Origin of the sequence: Cupriavidus sp. AU9028 (genome assembly GCF_019795295.1) — a bacterium.
Taxonomy (GTDB): domain Bacteria; phylum Pseudomonadota; class Gammaproteobacteria; order Burkholderiales; family Burkholderiaceae; genus Cupriavidus.
Genome location: NZ_JAIMCG010000015.1, coordinates 114259 through 133598, shown reverse-complemented (window position 1 = coordinate 133598; position 19340 = coordinate 114259). Strand labels below are relative to the sequence as shown.

12 protein-coding genes are annotated in these 19340 nt (G+C 69.6%); 5 read left to right on the top strand and 7 right to left on the bottom strand.

The window, feature by feature from the left end; all coding sequences use genetic code 11:
• Nucleotides 1–592: 592 nt before the first annotated feature.
• The 3 genes from glgA (at nucleotide 593) to treY (ending at nucleotide 7227) form a co-directional block, all read left to right on the top strand.
• The gene (glgA, locus tag K6V06_RS16545) at nucleotides 593–2269 is read left to right on the top strand and encodes a glycogen synthase GlgA (RefSeq protein ID WP_222245137.1); all 1677 of its coding nucleotides are present in this window, start codon (nucleotides 593–595) and stop codon (nucleotides 2267–2269) included.
• A gap of 162 nt (nucleotides 2270–2431) precedes the next feature.
• Entirely contained in the window at nucleotides 2432–4462 is a 2031-nt protein-coding gene (treZ, locus tag K6V06_RS16540) for a malto-oligosyltrehalose trehalohydrolase (protein WP_370637486.1), read from the top strand.
• A 56-nt stretch (nucleotides 4463–4518) separates the two neighbouring features.
• The gene (treY, locus tag K6V06_RS16535; protein WP_222245136.1) at nucleotides 4519–7227 is read left to right on the top strand and encodes a malto-oligosyltrehalose synthase; all 2709 of its coding nucleotides are present in this window, start codon (nucleotides 4519–4521) and stop codon (nucleotides 7225–7227) included.
• A 17-nt stretch (nucleotides 7228–7244) separates the two neighbouring features.
• On the opposite strand, the gene K6V06_RS16530 is transcribed toward treY, so the two are convergent.
• The 4 genes from K6V06_RS16530 to K6V06_RS16515 all read right to left on the bottom strand — a co-directional run bounded on the left by K6V06_RS16530 (nucleotide 7245) and on the right by K6V06_RS16515 (nucleotide 14369).
• Complete coding sequence (locus K6V06_RS16530) at nucleotides 7245–9581, bottom strand: ATP-binding protein (RefSeq protein WP_222245135.1); 2337 nt, start codon at nucleotides 9579–9581, stop codon at nucleotides 7245–7247.
• Nucleotides 9582–9917: 336 nt separating this feature from the next.
• Complete coding sequence (locus K6V06_RS16525) at nucleotides 9918–10775, bottom strand: SDR family oxidoreductase (protein WP_222245134.1); 858 nt, start codon at nucleotides 10773–10775, stop codon at nucleotides 9918–9920.
• Between the two features lie 186 nt (nucleotides 10776–10961).
• Nucleotides 10962–11633 (bottom strand): MarC family protein, encoded by a 672-nt coding sequence (locus tag K6V06_RS16520; protein WP_222245133.1) that lies wholly within the window; start codon nucleotides 11631–11633, stop codon nucleotides 10962–10964.
• A gap of 90 nt (nucleotides 11634–11723) precedes the next feature.
• The gene (locus K6V06_RS16515; RefSeq protein WP_222245132.1) at nucleotides 11724–14369 is read right to left on the bottom strand and encodes a penicillin-binding protein 1A; all 2646 of its coding nucleotides are present in this window, start codon (nucleotides 14367–14369) and stop codon (nucleotides 11724–11726) included.
• 172 nt (nucleotides 14370–14541) lie between these two features.
• On the opposite strand from K6V06_RS16515, the gene K6V06_RS16510 reads away from it, so the two are divergent.
• Nucleotides 14542–15279, top strand: coding sequence for a glutathione binding-like protein (locus K6V06_RS16510; protein ID WP_222245131.1), 738 nt, complete (start codon nucleotides 14542–14544; stop codon nucleotides 15277–15279).
• 35 nt (nucleotides 15280–15314) lie between these two features.
• Here K6V06_RS16510 and K6V06_RS16505 read toward each other — a convergent pair whose 3' ends face one another.
• Both K6V06_RS16505 and K6V06_RS16500 read right to left on the bottom strand, forming a co-directional pair.
• A complete protein-coding gene (locus K6V06_RS16505; protein WP_222245129.1) occupies nucleotides 15315–15653 on the bottom strand; it encodes a hypothetical protein in 339 nt (112 codons plus the stop codon).
• 46 nt (nucleotides 15654–15699) lie between these two features.
• Nucleotides 15700–17004 carry a lipopolysaccharide biosynthesis protein gene (locus K6V06_RS16500; RefSeq protein WP_222245127.1) on the bottom strand — a complete coding sequence of 435 codons (1305 nt, stop codon included), beginning with the start codon at nucleotides 17002–17004 and terminating at the stop codon, nucleotides 15700–15702.
• 505 nt (nucleotides 17005–17509) lie between these two features.
• Here K6V06_RS16500 and K6V06_RS16495 point away from each other — a divergent pair.
• Complete coding sequence (locus K6V06_RS16495; protein ID WP_222245125.1) at nucleotides 17510–18394, top strand: DUF3626 domain-containing protein; 885 nt, start codon at nucleotides 17510–17512, stop codon at nucleotides 18392–18394.
• On the opposite strand, the gene K6V06_RS16490 is transcribed toward K6V06_RS16495, so the two are convergent.
• A complete protein-coding gene (locus tag K6V06_RS16490; protein WP_222245123.1) occupies nucleotides 18358–19308 on the bottom strand; it encodes a YihY/virulence factor BrkB family protein in 951 nt (316 codons plus the stop codon). The two genes, K6V06_RS16495 and K6V06_RS16490, sit on opposite strands and share 37 nt — an antisense overlap.
• Between the last annotated feature and the right edge of the window lie 32 nt (nucleotides 19309–19340).

The following is a 19340-nucleotide window of genomic DNA, read 5'->3' as shown; positions in this document are numbered from 1 at the left end:
CTCAAAAAGGTGGCGTTGGTGGCAGCCATGCGAAAAGTCCTTGGCATGCTCAACGCCATGGCCAAGCACCGTTGCCCCTGGAATCCTGCTCTTTCCGCTTGACCGGCAAGACGGTTGCTCTCCCCCGACCCCTCTCCCGCCGGGCGGGAGAGGGGAGAAAACCACTGGCGTTTCCGCTCCTGACGGTTCGCTCCCCTCTCCCGCTTGCAGAGAAAACCAATGGCGTTTCCGGTCCTGATGGTTGGCTCCCCTCTCCCGCTTGCGGGAGAGGGGTCGGGAGAGAGGGCAACCGCTCGCGGTACTTTCATGCGCAGTGTAAGCCAGCCTTCCCGCGCCATGTATTTTTTTCACCGCACGGCTTCCCTCTTCCCTCCCTGTGTTTCAAAACCACACAGTGCCCCACCGCCGAACCCTTGCTGCACCGCACTCAAAGGAACTTTTCCGGAAAACCTGCGGTGCTGGCATGAGCTTCGCATAGACCCTTCGCTTCGCGAGCCAGCGCCCCGCCGCCTGGGGCGACGAAGCCCAAAGGACGGTGCATCGCGGCCGTCACTCACCATCAGCGCATACCAAGAAGCAGCGGAGAAAAAACTTGAACGCGAACGTGCTATTCGTCGCAGCCGAAGCCATGCCATTGGCCAAGACCGGCGGTCTGGGAGATGTGGTCAGCGGGCTCGCCCGATCCCTTCAGCAACGCGGTTTGAACGTCACCATCCTGATGCCCGGCTATCCGCAAGCGATGGCGGGCGCGGTGGGTCTACGCAGTCTGGGCGCGCTGCGCCTGGAAGAATGCGCGCCGGCACTGGCGCTGCCGCCGGGCCACAGCCCGATGCGACTGATGGTCGGCCGCCTGCCCGATAGCCAGGTCCAGGTCGCGCTGCTGGACTGCCCTTCGCTATACGACCGCGTCGGCACGCTGTACACCGACCCCACCGGCCGCGACTACGCCGACAACGCCCAGCGGTTCGCCGCCCTGGCGCATGCGGCGACCGCCATTGCCGCCGGCCGCACGCCGCTGCCGGTCCCGAGCGTGGTACACGCGCATGACTGGCATGCCGGGCTGACGCCGCTGCTGATGCGCATCGCGGGGCTCAGCACGCCCTCGGTCATGACGATTCACAACCTGGCGTTCCAGGGCCTGTTCCCGCTTTGCATGGCGCCCCACCTCGGCATTCCGCACGAATATCTGAATCACGAGGGCATCGAATTCTGGGGCCAGATGAACTTCCTCAAGGCCGGCCTGCTCTACGCGCACCGCATCACCACGGTCAGCCGCCACTACGCCGAGGAGGTGCTCACGCCGCGTTTCGGCCATGGACTGGAAGGAGTGCTGCAGGCTCGCGTCCACGCCCTCGGTGCGATTCCGAACGGGATCGACACCCAGGCATGGGATCCGGCGCATGACGACCTGCTGCCGCGCAACTACACGCCCAGCGCGGTCACCGGCAAGCGCGCCTGCAAGGCCGAGCTGCAACGCCGCTTCGGCCTGCCGGTCGACGCCGCCGCGCCGCTGGTCGCGCTGGGCAGCCGCCTGACGCACCAGAAGATGGCCGATGTCGCGCTGCATTCGATCGAACAGGCGCTGCAGGCCGACTCCGGCGTGCAGTTCGCCGTGCTCGGCTGCGGCGACCACGGCATCGAGCATGGCTTCGAGAGCCTTGCCGCGCGCTATCCGGACCGTGTCGCCGTCTCGATCGGCTACCGCGAGGAAACCGCCCACCTGCTGCACGCCGGTGCCGACATCCTGCTGCACGGCAGCCGCTTCGAGCCGTTCGGCCTGACACCGGTCTACGCGATGCGCTACGGCACCATTCCGATCGTGTCGAAGGTCGGCGGGCTGGTCGATACGGTACGCGACGCCGGGGAAGGCCCGGTGCCCGCCCCCGGTGCGACCGGTTTCGTCTTCGAGGGCGAGGAGCCGCGCCAGATGACCGACGCCATCCTGCGCGCACTGTCGTGGCTGCGCCAGTCCAAGGCCTGGCGCGCGCTGCAGCGCACCGGCATGCAGGCGCAGTGGGGTTGGGAAGGGCCCGCCGCGCAGTATGTCTCGCTGTACGCCGCGCTGTCGCCGGTGCTGGCCACCCAGCACGCGCTGGAACTGGCGGCCCAGCCCCAGGCCGAGCGCGCCACGCGCAGGACGACGCGGCGCAGCGAGGAACTGGTGCTGGAAGGCGCCGCCCCCGCCCGTCGCCGTCCCCGCAGCAGCGGTTCGCGGCGCGGCACGGCGGCGGACGCGCTGCCGGCAAGCCTTCCCACCGCAACCGCCTGACGCTGCCATGTCATCGCGCATCGTGTCAGCGTCATGGACTCCGACCCCCACAGGGTGACCTGACCGGGCGCCCCGGCGCGCAGGCGGCCCTCGGGCCAGCTGCGCGTCCGCCCCGTCTTTGCCTCCCGGTGCCATTGATTGAAGTTACGGATCGACTTTTCCATGAACGCGAACACATCCATGGGCGGCGATTCGCCGGCCCGCAACGGCAAGAACTGGGAGACCCTGGGCACCGCGCCGGCCGCGGCGCCAACCGCCAGCGCGAACGCGGGCAGCGATACGCGCCAGCCGCGCTTCGGTCCGCTGCGCATGGCCGACGGCCGCACCTGCTTCCGGCTATGGGCCCCCGACCTCGCCGAGCAGGGCGAAGCCCCTCGCCTCGAAATCCAGGATGCCGGCCCGGTACCGATGAAGCCCATCGGCGACGGCTGGTTCGAAGCCGCCGCCGCCTGCTGCGACGGTGCGCGCTACTGGTTCCGTCTCGGCGACGGCACCATCGTGCCGGACCCGGCCTCGCGCGCGCAGGCGGGCGATGTGCATGGCGCCAGCGTGGTGACGGCGAACGACTCCTACCAGTGGTGCCATCCGTACTGGCAGGGCCGGCCCTGGCATGAAGCCATCGTCTACGAGATGCACGTGGGCCTGTGCGGCGGCTATGCCGGCGCGATGAAGGAGCTGCCGCGGCTGGCCGCGCTCGGCTTCACCGCGGTCGAGCTGATGCCGCTTGCCGAGTTTCCCGGCGGGCGCAACTGGGGCTACGACGGCGTGCTGCCGTTCGCGCCGGAATCGAGCTATGGCACGCCGGACGAGTTGCGCGCGCTGATCGACGCCGCGCATGGCCTCGGCATGATGGTGCTGCTCGACGTGGTCTACAACCACTTCGGCCCGGAGGGCAACTATCTGCCCACCTATGCCAGCGGCTTCTTCCGCGAGGACATCCGCACGCCATGGGGGCCCGCCATCGACTTCCGCCGCCCCGAGGTGCGCGACTTCTTCACCGAGAACGTGCTGTACTGGCTGGAGGACTTCCGCTTCGACGGGCTGCGCCTGGATGCCGTGCATGCGATCGTCGACGAGGGCTGGCTGGCGGAGGTGGCGGGCATCGCGCGCGCACGCTGCGCCGGCCGGCAGATCCACCTGGTGCTGGAGAACGACCACAACGACGCGCAGTTGCTGGAATCGGCCTACGACGCGCAGTGGAACGACGACGCGCACCACGCGCTGCATGTGCTGCTGACCGGCGAGCATGACGGCTACTACGCCGACTACTGCGGCACCAGTGCGGACCCGGACGCCGATCCCGGCTCGAATGCCGGCGCGGGCATCATCGCCGATCATGACGAGGCCGCCGCGGTCGCCAGCGCGCGCGGCCCGGCCACCGCGCATCTGGCCCGCATCCTCGCCGAAGGCTTCGCCTATCAGGGCGAAGCGTCGGCGCACCGCACGCGCGAAGCAGAGGACGGCAAGCCGGTGCACCGCGGTCAGCGCAGTGCCCATCTGCCGCCGACCGCCTTCATTTCCTTCTTGCAGAACCACGACCAGATCGGCAACCGCGCCTTTGGCGAACGAATCACCGTGCTGGCGCAGCCGCGAGCGATCCGCGCCGCGGTCGCGCTGCAGCTGCTGATGCCGCATATTCCGATGGTCTTCATGGGCGAGGAAGGCGGCAGCGAGACGCCGTTCCTGTACTTCACCAGCCATCCCCCCGAACTGGCGGACGCGGTGCGCGAAGGGCGCAGGCGCGAGTTCGGCGCCATGGGCGGCTTTGCTGACCAGAGCAAGGTGGACAGCATTCCCGATCCCAATGCGCCGACCACCTTCGAACAGTCGCGCCCGGTGTTCGACGCGGAAGGGCCATGGGTGCAGTTCTACCGCTCGCTGCTCACCGTGCGCCGGCGAGAGGTGATTCCGCGCCTGCCGGGCACGCAGACCGAATCGGTGACGGTGCTGGGCGACGGCGCGGTGCTGGCGCGCTGGCGCCTGGGCGATGGCGCGGTCCTGGCGATCTGGACCAACCTGGGCGAGGCCACCGTGGGCGTGGACGGAGCACCGCAGGGCACGCTGCTCGCCGAGAGCGAGGCAGGTGCCGCGCAGGCGCTGGACAGCGGCACGCTGCCCGCCGGCGTGACCGTCGCGCGCCTGATCGACGCGTCGTCACAGTCGACGCCAGCATCCGCCAGCGCCAGCGCCTGAGTACAACGGACGGCCCCCTGGGGCCGTCGCCCCCAACCTGCCTGACGGGATCCATCATGTCGTCGTCTTCATCCGGACCGGACACTCTCGTTCCGCGCGCCACTGCCCGCCTGCAGCTTCACCGCGGCTTCACCTTCGCCGACGCCACGGCGCAGGTAGACTACCTGGCCGCGCTCGGCGCGAGCCATCTGTACCTGTCGCCGATCTTCGCCGCCACGCCGGGCTCGACGCATGGCTACGACGTCACCGACTTTCACCGCATCAATCCCGAGCTCGGCGGCGAGGAGGGGTTTCGTACGCTGGCCGAACGGGCGCGCGCCGCGGGCCTGGGCATCGTCATCGATATCGTGCCCAACCACATGGCGGCGAACGTCACCCACAACGGCTGGTGGCGCGACGTGCTGGCGCGCGGGCCCCAAAGCCCGTATGCGGGGCACTTCGACATCGACTGGAACTCTCCAGACCCCCTGCTGCAAGGGAAGGTGCTGCTGCCCATCCTGGGCAATCCGTACTGGGACATGCTGCACTCTGGCGACCTGCGCATCGTCATCGACGGCGGCACGGCGACCCTGCACTACGGCCAGCATGTGCTGCCGCTGTCCGACGAGTCTGTGGCGCAGCAGGGCGTGCTCGCCGCCGGCGCCGACGCTTTCCAGCCCGATAGCGAGGGCGGCGTGCAGCGGCTGCATGCGCTGCTGGAGCAGCAGCACTACCGGCTGGCGTGGTGGCGCACCGCTGCCGACGAGCTGAACTGGCGGCGCTTCTTCGAAGTCAGCGAACTGGTCGCGGTGCGCGTCGAACAGCCGCAGGTGTTCGACGACGTCCACGCCATGGTGCTGCGCCTGGCCCGCGAGGGATGGATCGATGGCGTCCGCGTCGACCATGTCGACGGACTGGCCGATCCGGGCGGCTACTGCAAGCAGTTGCGCCGGGCGCTGGACGAGGCCATGGCCGGGCGCAATGCGCGCGGCTGGATCGTGGTCGAGAAGATCCTCTCGGAGCAGGAGACGCTGCGCACCAGCTGGGGCATCGATGGCACCACCGGCTACGACTTCATGGACGAGGTCGCCGCGGTACTGCACGACGGCGCCGGCCAGGCCGAGCTCGACACGCTGTGGCGCCAGACCGTGGGCGAGTCGCAGGACTATGGCGAGCTGGTGCGCGCGTCGCGCCGGCGCATGCTGGAGCGCCATCTGGTCACCGAATTCGAGGGCGCGTGCCGCCGTCTGCATGCCTGCGCGCGCGCCGACACGGCCACGCGCGACCTGACGCTGGCGAGCTTTCGCCGGGCGCTGGCGGCGCTGCTCGAGCCGATCGAGGTCTACCGGACCTATCTGGGCGAGCAGGACGAGGCGCCGGAAAACCGCCGCGAAGACAAGCTGATCGTCGAGGAGGCCGCCGCGCGCGCGCGCCGCGACGTCAGCCCCGACGATCCGGCCACCGTCGACCGGATCGTCGCCTGGCTTTGCGCGGACGAGCTTGCTTCGCCGCAGTTGCGCGAGACGCGCGCCCGGGTGCAGCAGCTGATGCCCCCGCTGGCCGCCAAGGCCGGCGAGGACACCATGTTCTACCGGTACGGCCGGCTGCTGTCGCGCAACGAGGTCGGCAGCCATCCGTCGACGCTGGCCATGCCCCCCGATCGCTTCCACGCCCGCATGGTGGCGCGCGCGCATCGCTGGCCGCATGCCATGCTGGCCACCGCCACGCACGATCACAAGCGCGGCGAGGACAACCGCATCCGGCTCGCGGTACTGAGCGAGCTGGCAGCGGACTGGCATGCCGCCGTGCGAGGCTGGGAATCGATGGCCGCCCCGCTGCTGCCCGACGGCGCCCCCGACGCGGTGGATCGGCTGATGCTGTACCAGACCCTGGTGGGCGTCTGGCCGCCCACGCTGCCCCCGGAAGCCGTGCCCGGCCAGCCGACCAGTTCGGGCGGCGGCGCGGTATCCGCCGACCCGGCCTGGCGCGAGCAGACCGAGACGCTGCTGGAGCGGGTGCGGGCGTGGCAGACCAAATCGGTGCGCGAAGCCAAGCGCCACGGCCACTGGACGTCGGTGGACGAAGCCTACGAGACCGCCTATGCCGGCTTCCTGCAGGGCCTGCACGACAACGGCCTGCTGCGCGCGATCGCCACCTTCGCGCACAGCATCGCCGCCGCCGGCGCGCTCAACAGCCTGGCGCAGACCCTGCTGCAACTGACCGCGCCGGGCGTGCCGGACCGCTACCAGGGCGCTGAAGGCTGGGACTTCAGCCTCGTCGATCCGGACAACCGGCGCCCGGTGGACTACGCCGCGCTGCGCGGCGCGCTGGCCAGCGAAGACGGCTGGCAGGCGTGGCTGGAGGACTGGCGCGACGGCCGCATCAAGGTCCAGCTGGTGCGCGCGCTGCTGGCGCTGCGCCAGGCCATGCCGGCGCTGTTCCGCGACGGCGGCTACCGTCAGCTGCAGGGCGAAGGGGCGGCGGCGCAGCACGTGCTGGCGTTCGAGCGCAGCCTGGGCGATCAGCGCGTGGTAGTGGTGACGGCGCGGGCCGCGGCAAGGATGGTCGACGCGCAGCGGCCGACCATCGACGCGCGCCACTGGGGCGATACCCGGCTGTGCCTGAGCGGCGGCGCGTCGGCCGTGCCGGAGCCCGATCAGCCATGGACCGAGGTGCTGACGGGCCGCACCGTGACTCCCGGCAACGGGCGCATCCTGCTCGCGGACCTGATGTCGCCGCTGCCGGTCGCGGTACTGACACCGGGAACCCGGCCGGCATCGTCCTGACCGGCGAGCGGGCAGGCCTACAGACGCGAGGCGCTGGACTGCCCGTTCCGGTTGCGCACGGCCGGCATCAGGATGCCGTGGCGCACCAGCGTGTGGGCGGTCCAGGGCTTGAGCAGGAACGGCAGCCCCGAGACCGCCGCCAGCGCCATCATGTCGGCGTCGTCGGTCATCAGCAGCACCGTCAGGAAGGGATAGCAGGAGATCAGCCGGTCGCGCAGCGTCAGGCCGCTCAGCGTCGGACCCAGCCGCGCATCGGTGATCACCAGGTCGAACCCGAAGCGCTCCGCTGCGGCGAGGGCGCCGGCCTCGTCGTGCACCAGCATTACCCGATGCCCGCTGCCCTGCAGCGATTCGAACGCGCCCTGCACCGTGCGGGCCTGATCGGCGACCAGCAGCACCGAACTGCCGCGCGCGCTCGCGCCGGGCTCGTGGTGCATCTGGTCGGCACGCTGCCACGCCGGCAGGTACAGCGCAACCTCGGTGCCCTTGCCGGGCTCCGAGTGAATCTCCGCCGCGCCGTCCACCTCGCGGCAGAAGTCGTGCACCTGCGCCAATCCCAGCCCGGTGCCCAGGTCCGCCTCCTTGGTGGTGAAGAGCGGCTCGAAGGCGCGCGCCGCCACCTCCGGCGTCATGCCGGCACCGGTGTCGCGCACGCGCAGCAGCACATAGTTGCCGCGCAGGCCGGCAGGCCGGCTGCCATCGAGATGCACGTTGGTCGCCGCGATGGTCACGGTACCGCCCTCCGGCATCGCATCGCGCGCGTTGGCGGCGAGATTGATCATCGCCAGTTCCAGCTCGCTGCGGTCGCCACAGATGCGGGCGCAATCTGGCGCAATCTCGTAGCGCAGGCGGATCCGGCCGCCCAGCGTCGAGCGCAGCAGCGGCGACCAGCTTTCGGCTTCCTGCGCCAGCGACAGCACCTCCTTGCGATGCGAGCGGGTGCGCGCCATGCCGATCAGCTGCCCGCTCAGCGCCACCCCGCTCGCCACCGCCTTGCGGATGCCGGCGAGCGCGCGCTCGCGGCCGATCTCCGGGCGGGCAATGAGCAGATCGGTGTTGACCGAAATAACGGACAGCACGTTGCGGAAGTCATGCGCCACCGACGTCATCAGGTGTCCCACCGCTTCGAGCCGGCGCGCCTGGCGATAGCGCTCCTCGACCTGCTGGCGCAGATTGAATTCATGCTGCCAGCGCAGGTAGGACTGTTCCTCGCGCCGCAGCCGCCGCAGGCTGACCCAGACCATGGTCCACAGCAGCAGCGATGGCAGCAGCGTGATCCAGACGGCGAAATCGACTCGCTTGCGCCATTGCTGATGCACCACCTCGATCGGGATCTCGACCACCGCATGCAGGCCGGCATTGACCGGCAGCCGCGCCACCAGGCTGTCCTGCCCGGTCAAGCCGGGCATCCGCGAGATCCAGTCCAGCGGGCCTTCCGACTCGCGCTGCAAGGTCTCGCGCAACGCTGCCGGGATCGTCTCGCCGGTCAGCGCCGGGTAAGCGGCGAGCAGCGCGCCGTCGGCACGCACCAGCGCCGCCCTTGCGCCCCCTTCCTCGGCCAGGACTTCCTGATAGAAGTCGGAGAAGTAGGCCGGCCGCATTGCCATCGACACCATGCCGGCGACCGCGCCCGACGGGTCCAGCCGCGGCATGCTGATGTTGAAGATGGGCTGCTTTGACAGCCGGCCCGCATGCACCCCGGTAACAAAGACCGGCTGCCCCTGGTCGACCACCGCGCGGAAATCCTCCCGTTCCCCAACCGACAGGCTCGGCACCGGATAGACCCGGCTGCTGGCCACCAGCATGCCGCGCGCATCGAAGATCGACAGCGACACCGTCTGCGGCAGCGCGCCGGCGATATCGGCCAGGCGCCCATGCAATTCATGCTGACGCGCGCGCAGCGCGGCGTCGTCCCACCCCGAAGTCAGATCGCGGATGCGGTTGTTGACCTGCAGGTCGGACTCCAGCAGATTGCGCGCGTGCTCCTGCAGCACGCGCGCAAGGCGCGCAACCCGCATCTCGGCCTGGCGGATGTCCCCCTGCAGGGCGAGCGCAGCCCAGGTGCCCAGCAGCACCGCGGGCAGGATCACCACGCCCGCGAGCAGGGCCAGCAGCGCGCGGCGCTGTGCGCGGAAGTACCGCCGAGTGCCGGGGTAGGCAGCGGCCGTGCCGTTGCCGGACGATTCGGTGCGGGTGGATTCTCCGTCGGCCCGCGCGGCGACACCATCGCGCGGCGATCGATCCTGCGTGCCTGACGTCGCGCTGGAGCGCGGGTCCATCGACCCGCGCAGGCGGCTTCCGGCGTCGGACGGCGGCAGGGATCCCTTGGGTGAACCGGAAGAAGAAGCTGACATGTCTGCAGTGCGGAGTCCGGGCAGTCAGGGATGAGGATGCTTTCGCTTTCCGGTTACCCTTTGCCCTCTCCCCCGGCCCCTCTTCCGCAAGCGGGCGAGAGGAGCACACCGGCGGCATGGCAGACGAGCGGCGGCCCCCGGCTCGCATCGGCGGTGCGAGGGAAGCACATCGACGACATGGCAATGGCTGCCGGTCCGCTCCCCTCTCCCGCCCTGCGGGAGAGGGGCTGGGGGAGAGGGCAACCCCCGCGCGACAACAGAACGCGTCCGCTTTCTTCGGACGTGCAACGCGGGCAATTCATCATACACCGCGTGCACGCACGCCGCGCAGCGGATTTACCCGTTCACCACCTCGCCACCGTTGATGTGCAGCACCTGGCCGGAGATGTAGCTGGCCTTGTCCGAGGCGAGGAAGACGTAACCGGAGGCCACTTCGAACGGCTGTCCCGGCCGTCCCATCGGCGTCTGCTTGCCAAACTTCTCGACCTGCTCGGGCGTGAAGGTCGACGGGATCAGCGGCGTCCAGATCGGTCCCGGCGCCACGCCGTTCACGCGGATGCCGCGCTTGACCACCTGCAGCGCCAGCGAGCGCGTGAAGGACACGATGGCGCCCTTGGTCGACGAATAGTCGAGCAGGTGCGAGCTGCCGCGATAGGCAGTCACCGACGTCGTATTGACGATCGCCGAGCCCTCCTTCATGTGGGGCAGCGCCGCGCGGGTCAGGTGGAACATCGCGAAGACGTTGGTGCGGAAGGTGGCTTCGAGCTGGGCCTCGTCCACGTCTTCGGCCTGCTCCTTCGGATGCTGCTCGGCGGCGTTGTTGATCAGGATATCGAGCTTGCCGAGCTCGTCGACGGTGCGGCGAACGACGTCGGCGGCATGCGCGCTGTCGCCCAGGTCGCCCGCCATCAGCACGCAGCGGCGGCCCGCCTCCTGCACCAGCCGCGCGGTTTCCTTCGCATCCTCGTGTTCGTCCAGATACGCGATGGCCACGTCGGCGCCCTCGCGCGCGAAGGCAATCGCCACGGCGCGGCCGATACCGCTGTCGCCGCCGCTGATCAGCGCGACCTTGCCGGTCAGCTGGCCGCTGCCGACGTAGTCGTCGGCGCCGCTGTCCGGACGCGGATGCATGTCGGTTTCGAGGCCGGGCTGGCGCTCCTGCTTCTGCGGTGGGACCTGTTCGGGTGTGCTCATGGAATGCTCCTGTGCTGTGGGTTGGCGATCGCCACGCCAGCGCGTGACACCTTGGGGCACAGGACCGCAACTTCCATGCCGCGCTCGCCGCGGCCGCTCAGGTGGTTTTTGCGGCCATTCCTGCGGACAACGCGCCGGGGCGGGCGAGCCGCATCCTTACAAGCGGCCGCAATCCTTACGACCGCGTCAGTCGGCCACGCTCAGCGTGGCCAGATACTCGGTGGCGCCGGTCAGCATGATCTGCACGCCGACGCAAAGCAGCAGGAACGCAGACAGCCGCGTCACGACATTGGTGCCTTCCGGCCCCAGCACCCGCGCCAGGCGCTCGGCTCGGCTGTACACCACGAACACGACCACCGCCACCGCGATGCTGACCAGGACCGAGACCAGCGCCGATTCGAGCGCGTCGCGCCATTCGTTGCTGCGGCTCGCCGACAGCGCGATGGTGGTGGTGATCGCCCCCGGTCCGGTGGTCAGCGGAATCGTCAGCGGGAAGAAGGCCATCTGCGTGACATCGCCGGAGGACACCGCGTCGATGCGCTTTTCGGCGGGCTGGGTCGGCGCGTTGAGCATGGTCCAGCCGCTGAAGGCCACCACGAAACCGCCGGCCAGCCGCAGCGCCTGCAGCGAGATGCCGAAGAAGCCGAGGATCGTGGTGCCGAGGAAGAAGGCCACCAGCAGCACCGAGAACGAGTAGATCGCCACCTTGCGGCTGAGCTGCACGCGCTCCTCGGTGGTGAGAAAGCGCGTGCGGTCGAACAGCACGAAAGCCATGCCGAACGGGTTGATGATACTGAGCAGCGCCGAGAACGCCAGCAGGAATTCGGAAACCAGATTGCTGATGCTCAGGATACCCATGGCCGATAGCGTGCGGTTGCAATCGCAGCAGGATAGCGCAAGTGGGCAGAGCGCCGGCCCGTGGGGCGCGGCGCTGCCGATGACCTGCGCTCAGGGCTGCGCGACGCTGGCCTCCGGATACGCCGACGGCGGCGCGGGCACGGGGGCGGAAGGCGTAGGGGCAGGTGTGGGCGCAGGCGCCGGCCCGGCGGTGTCGGCCTTTTCCTCGATCAGGTCCTCGATCGTCTGCGGCGGCTGCACGCCGGGCGCGGGCGACGCGGGCGCCGCGCCGGCGGACGGACCTGCGGACGACATTGCGGCCGGCATTGCCGACGGCGTTGCCGGCTGAACGGCGGCCGGTGCCGAGGCCGCCGAGGGCTGGCCCTGCGCCCCGGTCGCCGCCGGCACCGCGGAGGCCGAAGGCTCGGGAGCGGGCTCGGCAGGCGCGGGCGCCGCCGCGTCCGCCGCCGCGTCCGCCGGCGCGTCAGTCGGCGCAGTCCGCTCGCTGCGCGCTTCGCCGGTGGCCGCGTCCGCTCTCGGCTCGGCACTGGCGGGCTCGCTCGCGGCGCGGTCGCCCCACCAGCCCGAGATCCAGCCTTCGATCGGCTTGAGGAAGGGATCGAGCATGCCCGGCTCGTGCCGGTTCTCGAAGCGCGCCCTGCCGTCGATCAGCCGTGTCCGCAGCGCGCGCTGCACCACGTCGCCGACGATCGGCAGCGCGCTGTGCGCGCCCTGCCCCCAGTAGTCGCTGCGCAGCGTGACCCGCGCATCGTTGAAGCCCACCCAGGCGCCGGCCACCAGTTGCGGATGCATCAGGATGAACCAGCCGTCCGCATTGTCCTGGGTGGTGCCGGTCTTGCCGGCGACATCGCCACGGATGCCAAAGCGGGTGCGGATGCCCCTGCCCGTGCCGCGGTCGATCACATCGCGCATGACATCGAGCAGCGTGTATGCGGCATCCGCCGGCATGGCCTGCTCCGGGCCGGCAGGCGCGAAGCTGGCCAGCACGTTGCCCTCGCGGTCCTCGATCCGGGTCACCATCAGCGGCTCCAGATAGGCGCCGGCGTTGGCGATGGTGGCATAGGCGGTCACCATCTCCTTCAGCGTCACCGGGCTGGTACCCAGTGCCAGCGACGGCACCGGATCCAGCGCGCTGTGCCGCACGCCCATCGCACGGGCGAGGCTGGCTACGCGCGCCGGCCCCACCGTCTGCATCAGCTGCGCGGTGATGGTGTTCTTGGACCAGGCCAGCCCGTCGCGCAGCGTCAGCTCGCGGCCGCTGGGCGGCGCGCCGTCGCTCGGGCGCCAAACCTCTCCGCCTGCCAGCCGGATCTCGACGGCCTCGTCCCGTATCGTCTCCTGCGGACCGATGCCGCGCGCAAACGCGGCGCCATAGACGAAGGGCTTGAAGGTCGAGCCGGGCTGGCGCCGCGCCTGCTGGACATGGTCGAACGCGTCCTCGGCGAAGTCGCGGCTGCCGACCCATGCGCGAATCGCGCCGGTGCGCGGCTCCATGGCGAGAAAGCCTACCTGGATGCGCGTCTTCTGCTCGTGCAGCGCCCGCATGACCTCGCCATCGCGCATCACCTGCGCCAGCGCCTCGCGATCCTGCTGCCCAGCGTCGCGGGCGGCGCGGTACTGGGGGGTATCGCGCACGAACGCTTCGACCAGCGCGCGATGTTCCGACCAGCCGCCTCGCATGGACCAGGCCGCGTCGGCAATCCCCTGCAGCCGCTGGCCCTGGCGCTGGACCGCCTGGTTGGCCAGTGCCTGCAGGCGGGAATCGATGGTCGTGCGCACCACCAGCCCGTCGCTGTAGACGTTGTAGTCGTTGCGGTCGGCCCACGCGATCAGCCACTTGCGCAGCTGCACGGCGAAATGCGGGGCCGGGCCCTCCTCGGGCGTCTGGCGCTCGAAGTCGACCCGCAGCGCTCGCCGTTGCAGTGCCTTGAGCCGGTCGGCGTCGAGGTGCCCGCGCCTGGCCATCTGCGCCAGCACGAGATTGCGCCGCTGCTGCGCGCGCTCCGGATTGAGCACCGGGTTGTAGTAGCTGGTGCCCTTGAGCATGCCCACCAGCGTCGCCGCCTCCAGCACGTCCAGCCGTTGCGCCGGCTTGTCGAAGTAGGTGCGCGCGGCCATCTCGATGCCGGTCGCGTTGTACAGGAACGGCACCGTGTTCAGGTACGTCTCCAGGATCTCCTCTTTCGAGTAGACCGCCTCGATCTTCAGCGCGGTGATGGCTTCCTTCAGCTTGCGGTTGATGCTCTGCGCGCGGCCGATCTCTTCGGGAAACAGATTGCGCGCCAGTTGCTGGGTCAGCGTCGAGCCGCCCTGCACGTCGCCGGAAACCGTATGCCAGGCGGCGGACAGCGTGCGGCGCCAGTCCAGGCCGAAGTGCTGGTAGAAGCGGTGGTCCTCGGTGGCGATCAGTGCGTCGATCACGTGGTGGGACACGCGGTCCAGTGCGACCCACTCCCGGTTGGCCCGCTTGAATTCCGCCAGCAGCTTGCCGTCGGCGGACAGCACCTGGGCGGGCAGTTCCTGCCGCTGCTTGCGGATGTCGCTGATGCCGGGCGTGAACGGCACCAGCAGCAGCAGGTAGACGAGGAACAGCGCCGGCAGCAACACCAGCGCCTGGCCGATACGGCGCAGGCGCGTGCGGCGAGGGCGCGCCGCTGCCGCGCGGCCGGCGGATGGCGCGGGCTTGCCCGCGGAGTCGGCATCGGGGGTGGAAAGATCGTTGTCGTCCGGCGTCATGGCGCGGCTTGTTGTCCTTGGAAGCGGGGATCCGGCAAGCGGCAATGCTACCAAACCAGCCGGGCCACGCTCCACCGCCGCGGTCCGCCTCGCTCCCGCCGAGGCCAGCGCCGGCCGGGGGAAGCGCTTATCATCGCAGTTCCATCCACTTCCGCCGCGCCCGCGCCACGCCATGATCGACGCCAGCCATCCCTCGACCGCCGACGCCTCGGATCTGTCGGCATTCCCGATCACGCGCAAATGGCCCGCCCGTCATCCCGACCGGATCCAGCTCTATTCGCTGACGACCCCCAACGGCGTGAAGGCATCGATCATGCTGGAAGAAACCGGGCTGCCCTACGAACCGCACCTGGTGCGCTTCGATGCCGACGACCAGCTGTCGCCGGAATTCCTGTCGCTGAATCCGAACAACAAGATCCCGGCCATCCTCGACCCCAACGGGCCGGAAGGCAAGCCGCTGGCGCTGTTCGAATCGGGCGCGATCCTGGTCTACCTGGCCGACAAATCGGGCAAGCTGCTGCCGGCCGGGCCGGCCGCCCGCTACGAAACCCTGCAATGGCTGATGTTCCAGATGGGTGGCGTGGGCCCCATGTTCGGGCAGCTCGGCTTCTTCCACAAGTTCGCCGGCAAGGACTACGAGGACAAGCGCCCGCGCGATCGCTACGTCGCCGAAGCGCGGCGGCTGCTGCGGGTGCTGGACGGCCGGCTGACGGGGCGCCAGTGGATCATGGGCGATGACTACACGATCGCCGATATCGCCACCTTTCCGTGGGTGCGCAACCTGGTCGGCTTCTACGAAGCGCGCGATCTGGTCGGCTTCGGCGACTTCCCCGAGGTGGCGCGCGTGCTCGAGCATTTCGTCGCCCGCCCCGCCGTGGCGCGCGGACTGACCATCCCCGCGCGCGACTGACGCCGCCGCGCGGGGACGCCGCCCGGGGCCGCGGGCTACACCACCCAGTGGCCCCGATCCATGCACGCCTGCAACAGTCCGGCAAGCAGCGACAGGCCGTCGCCATCCCGCGGCAGATCGGCCGGATCGCTGTCGTCCAGCACGCGCCGCAGCGCGGCCAGCACCGGCCGATCCTGCGCCGCATGGCGCACCGCGTCGAAGTCCCAGTCGATCGGCACGCGCCGGGCGACCACGGTCAGCAGGGACCCGTCTTCGATGGCGGCGATCACCTCATCGGCGCCCAGCTGCGCCGCATGGCCCTCGTCCTCCGCGTGACGCGCAAACAGGTAAAGCTGCGCGAGCGAACAGAGCCATGGATTCGAATCGTTGGACACGGGGGTCCTCCCCTGGTTGGCCCTGCCCACGGGCGACGGCGAGCTGTCAGGACTTGGCCAGTTCCCCCGGCATGCCGTGACGGGCGAAGCCGCGCACCTGCGGCAACAGGACAGCCAGCACCACCGCCTCGGTGAGCAGCACGCCCAGCGCGACCGCGGTTTCGCCGAACACCACGCCGCCACCCGCCGCCAGCGCCAGTCCCGCGGCGTTGGCCCCCATGAAGATGCCGGCCAGGCGCCCGTGGTTGTTGGTGGAGGTGACCATCACCGAAGCCGTCGTCCACAGCGAATTGACGACTGCGGCGGCCAGCAGCAACGTGTAGTCCGGATACAGCAAATGCAGCTTGCCGTGGGTCCAGTGCGCACAGATCCAGTCGCCGAGCACGAACAGCACGACGCCGCAGGCGCTGGCCAGCGCCACCGATGCCGCCATCGCGTTGCGGTACAACGCGCGCAGCGCCGTCGCATTGCGCTCGCCATACAGCCGGCCGATCTCGGGCGACAGCGCCTGGCTGATCAGCTGGCCCAGCTGGAACGGGATGCGCGACAGCGTGCGCATCGCATTGAAGAAGGCGGCGAAGGTCGGGCCGAACACCAGGCCGGCCACCAGCGTCATGCCCTGCATGTTCAGCGCATTGCCGATCGGGAACGCGTTGAACGCCAGCGCCGCCGCGCGCATGCCCTTCAGCTCCGCCACCGAGAACAGTCCCAGGCCGAACCGGGCCCATGGTGCAAGCACGCCCATGCGCACATACAGCACCGCCAGCAGCAGCAGGCGGCTGATCGCCAGCAGGGTCAGCAACAGCAGGAAGCCACCCTGCAGGTACAGCACGCCGCCGGCAAGCAGCAGGAACTCCAGCAACCGGAAGGCGTTGTGCCACATCACGGCCTCCGCATAGCGCCCGGCGCTCCAGAACACGCCGTACGACAGCAGCGCCACCATGTAGCCGAATACCTGCACCGCGATCATCAGCATGCCGGTCATCGATTCGGTCGCCGTGGTACCGGTCCACCGGCCCACTTCGTCGGCGAACAACCCCGTCAATCCGACGGCCGGCAAGGTGAACACCACCGTGAAGACCAGCACGAGCCCCAGCGTCGACTGGAAGCAGACCAGAGCATCGCGTTGCTTCCCTCCCGCGACCAGCATGTTGATGCGATTTGCCGCCACGCCGGTGAAGCCGAAGTCGAGCAGGCCGAGGTAGACCGGCACCGTAATCAGCATGATCCAGATGCCATAGCGCTCCGCGCCCCAGGCGGACAGGAACAACGGCACGCTGAGCAGTTGCGTGAGCACTGTCACTGCCTGCCCGAAGGCATTGGCACCGATCCCCCGCAGAATGCGATTCATCGGAGCCCCTCCTTGCTCGCGCCCGATTGGCTTGTGCCGGCGCGCGTGGTCCCGCCGCCGCCGCCCGCCCCGCCACCGTCCGTTCCGGCGCCGTCACGCGCCGCGCCTTGCTCCGCCTGACCTGCGGGCAATGGCGCCACCGATATCAGATTCACTTCCGCTTCCCGTCTCGATTCAAACCCCCGGCATGACCGGCACAAGGCCGATCCACGGCAGGATCGCCATGTCTTCGGGGTCCCCATGTCTTCGGGGTCCATCCTGCGGCCCCGCGGCCCTTTCCGGGCTCGTCGTCGTGGCGCGCGTACGGCGCCCGTGGTCCGTGCGTGTTCCCTGGAGTTTTCCTGGGTGTTCCTCCAGTGCTACCTTTGGAACACGCTAAGTAATGTACTTTGCAGCGCGCCTGAACTTTGTTGCCAAGCCAACAGAACCGCGCCGAAAGGCGCCATTCGGGTGCACTGCGGCCACGTCGAATCCGGGGGAGAGGGTGTCGAACAAGAGATCGCCAATGGAACGTCCCGCAGGCTGGCACGCCGCGGCCGGATGGCATCCCACGCCCGGCTCTCCCGAGGCCGCGGCCCTCGCGCATGTGGCAGCGCAGTGCCGTGGCGGGCCGCTGGACCGCACCCTGCGGGTCACGTTGAATTTCCATCCGGACCGGCTGAGCGCGGGCGTGCCGATTCTCGTGGCGCTCGCGCACGATGGCGTCTACCGCTCGCAGTTCGAAACGGGCACCAGCAATGGCGGGCTGACCGCGCACCCCGGCGGGGACCGCTGGCAGTGGGAGAGCCGGCTTTTCGGCGGCGCCTATGATGCCGCGCCACCGGCAAGGCGGCCCAAGTATGGCGCGCTCGATTACCGCGGCAATCCGATGGGCGCCTCACCGCGCTTCGGTTCGGCCCACTTGCGCCTGCGTCCGTCGGTGCTGGACCGCTGCACCTTCTGCTACCCCGACAGCGTGTTTGCCCCGGTGCATGTCGGCATCGCCCAGCGCATGGAGCTGATCGAACTGGCGCACGCCGGCTCGGCCATCGCGGATCCCCTCGACGACTATATCGAAGCGCATGTGCACGGCCCGCTGGAGCTGGCCCGGGATGTCGAGGCCCTGGTGCTGGACCCGTGCTATCGCGGCACCGCAATCGAGGAGCAGGCTCGCGCGCTGCCGTGCGAGGTACGCTGGCACGCGGGCTTCCGTCTCGGCGTGGAGGAATTGCGGCGCCATCCCGACTACCGGGGCGATGCCATCGTGCAGCTGGGCCTGGCGCTGGCGCGCGGCGGCGTGCTGACACCGGACTGCATCGGCGCCGCGGCGCGCGACGGCAGGCACGATCCGCAGGACCTCAAGAAGGTCTGGCACTACCTGGCGCGGTTCGGCGTCGCCGGCGGCGATTGACTGCGCTCGCCCACGCGGCTGGCCGCGGCGTCCGGTTCGGGGATCGGCGTGCCGCGCAACGAGCCGAAGCGGTGCGCATAGAGCCAGGTGAACTCGGCCCCGAGCAGGAAGATCTGCGAGGCGTAGTAGACCCACAGCAGCAGCACCACCAGCGAGCCGGCGGCACCATAGCCGGATGCCACGCCGCTCTTGCCGATATACAGGCCGATGGCGACCTTGCCGATGGTAAACAGCAGCGCGGTCACGAACGCACCGAGCCACACGTCGGGCCAACGCACGTTGGCACGCGGCATGATCTTGTAGATCATGGCAAAGACCGTCGTTACCACCGCCAGGCTCACTACCAGATCGACGATATGGGCGACGATCGCCCCCTCGCCGAACAGCGGGGACCATGCGCGCGACAGCGCGGCCAGTCCCGCGCTGGCCAGCAGCGACACGATCAGCAGGAAGCCGATGCCAAGGATCATGCCGAAGGACAACACGCGGGCCCGCAGCAGCGACCACACGCCCGAGGACTTGTGCCGCTCGGGGACGCGCCAGATGCGGTCCAGCGCGCTCTGCAGCTCGGCGAACACCGTGGTCGCGCCGACCAGCAGGGTGAAAAAACCCACCACGGTCATCACTGCGCTGGTCTCCGGCTTGCTGACGGCAACCAGCATGTCCTCGATCGCGCGGGCACCCTCGGTGCCGACGAATCCCTCCAACTGGGACACCACCGCGCCTTGCGCCGCTTCGGCGCCGAACACGATACCGGCCACCGAGATCACGATCAGCAACAGCGGCGCGACCGAGAACACGGTGTAGTAGGCGATCGCCGCGCCCATGCTCGGCGCATAGTCGTCGCTCCAGTTGCTGACCGTGTCGCGCAGCAAGCCGTAGAGGGCGCGCAGTCCGCCAGGAATCCGCTTCATGTTGCCTCCTCCCTATGAAACGCACGCGCCGG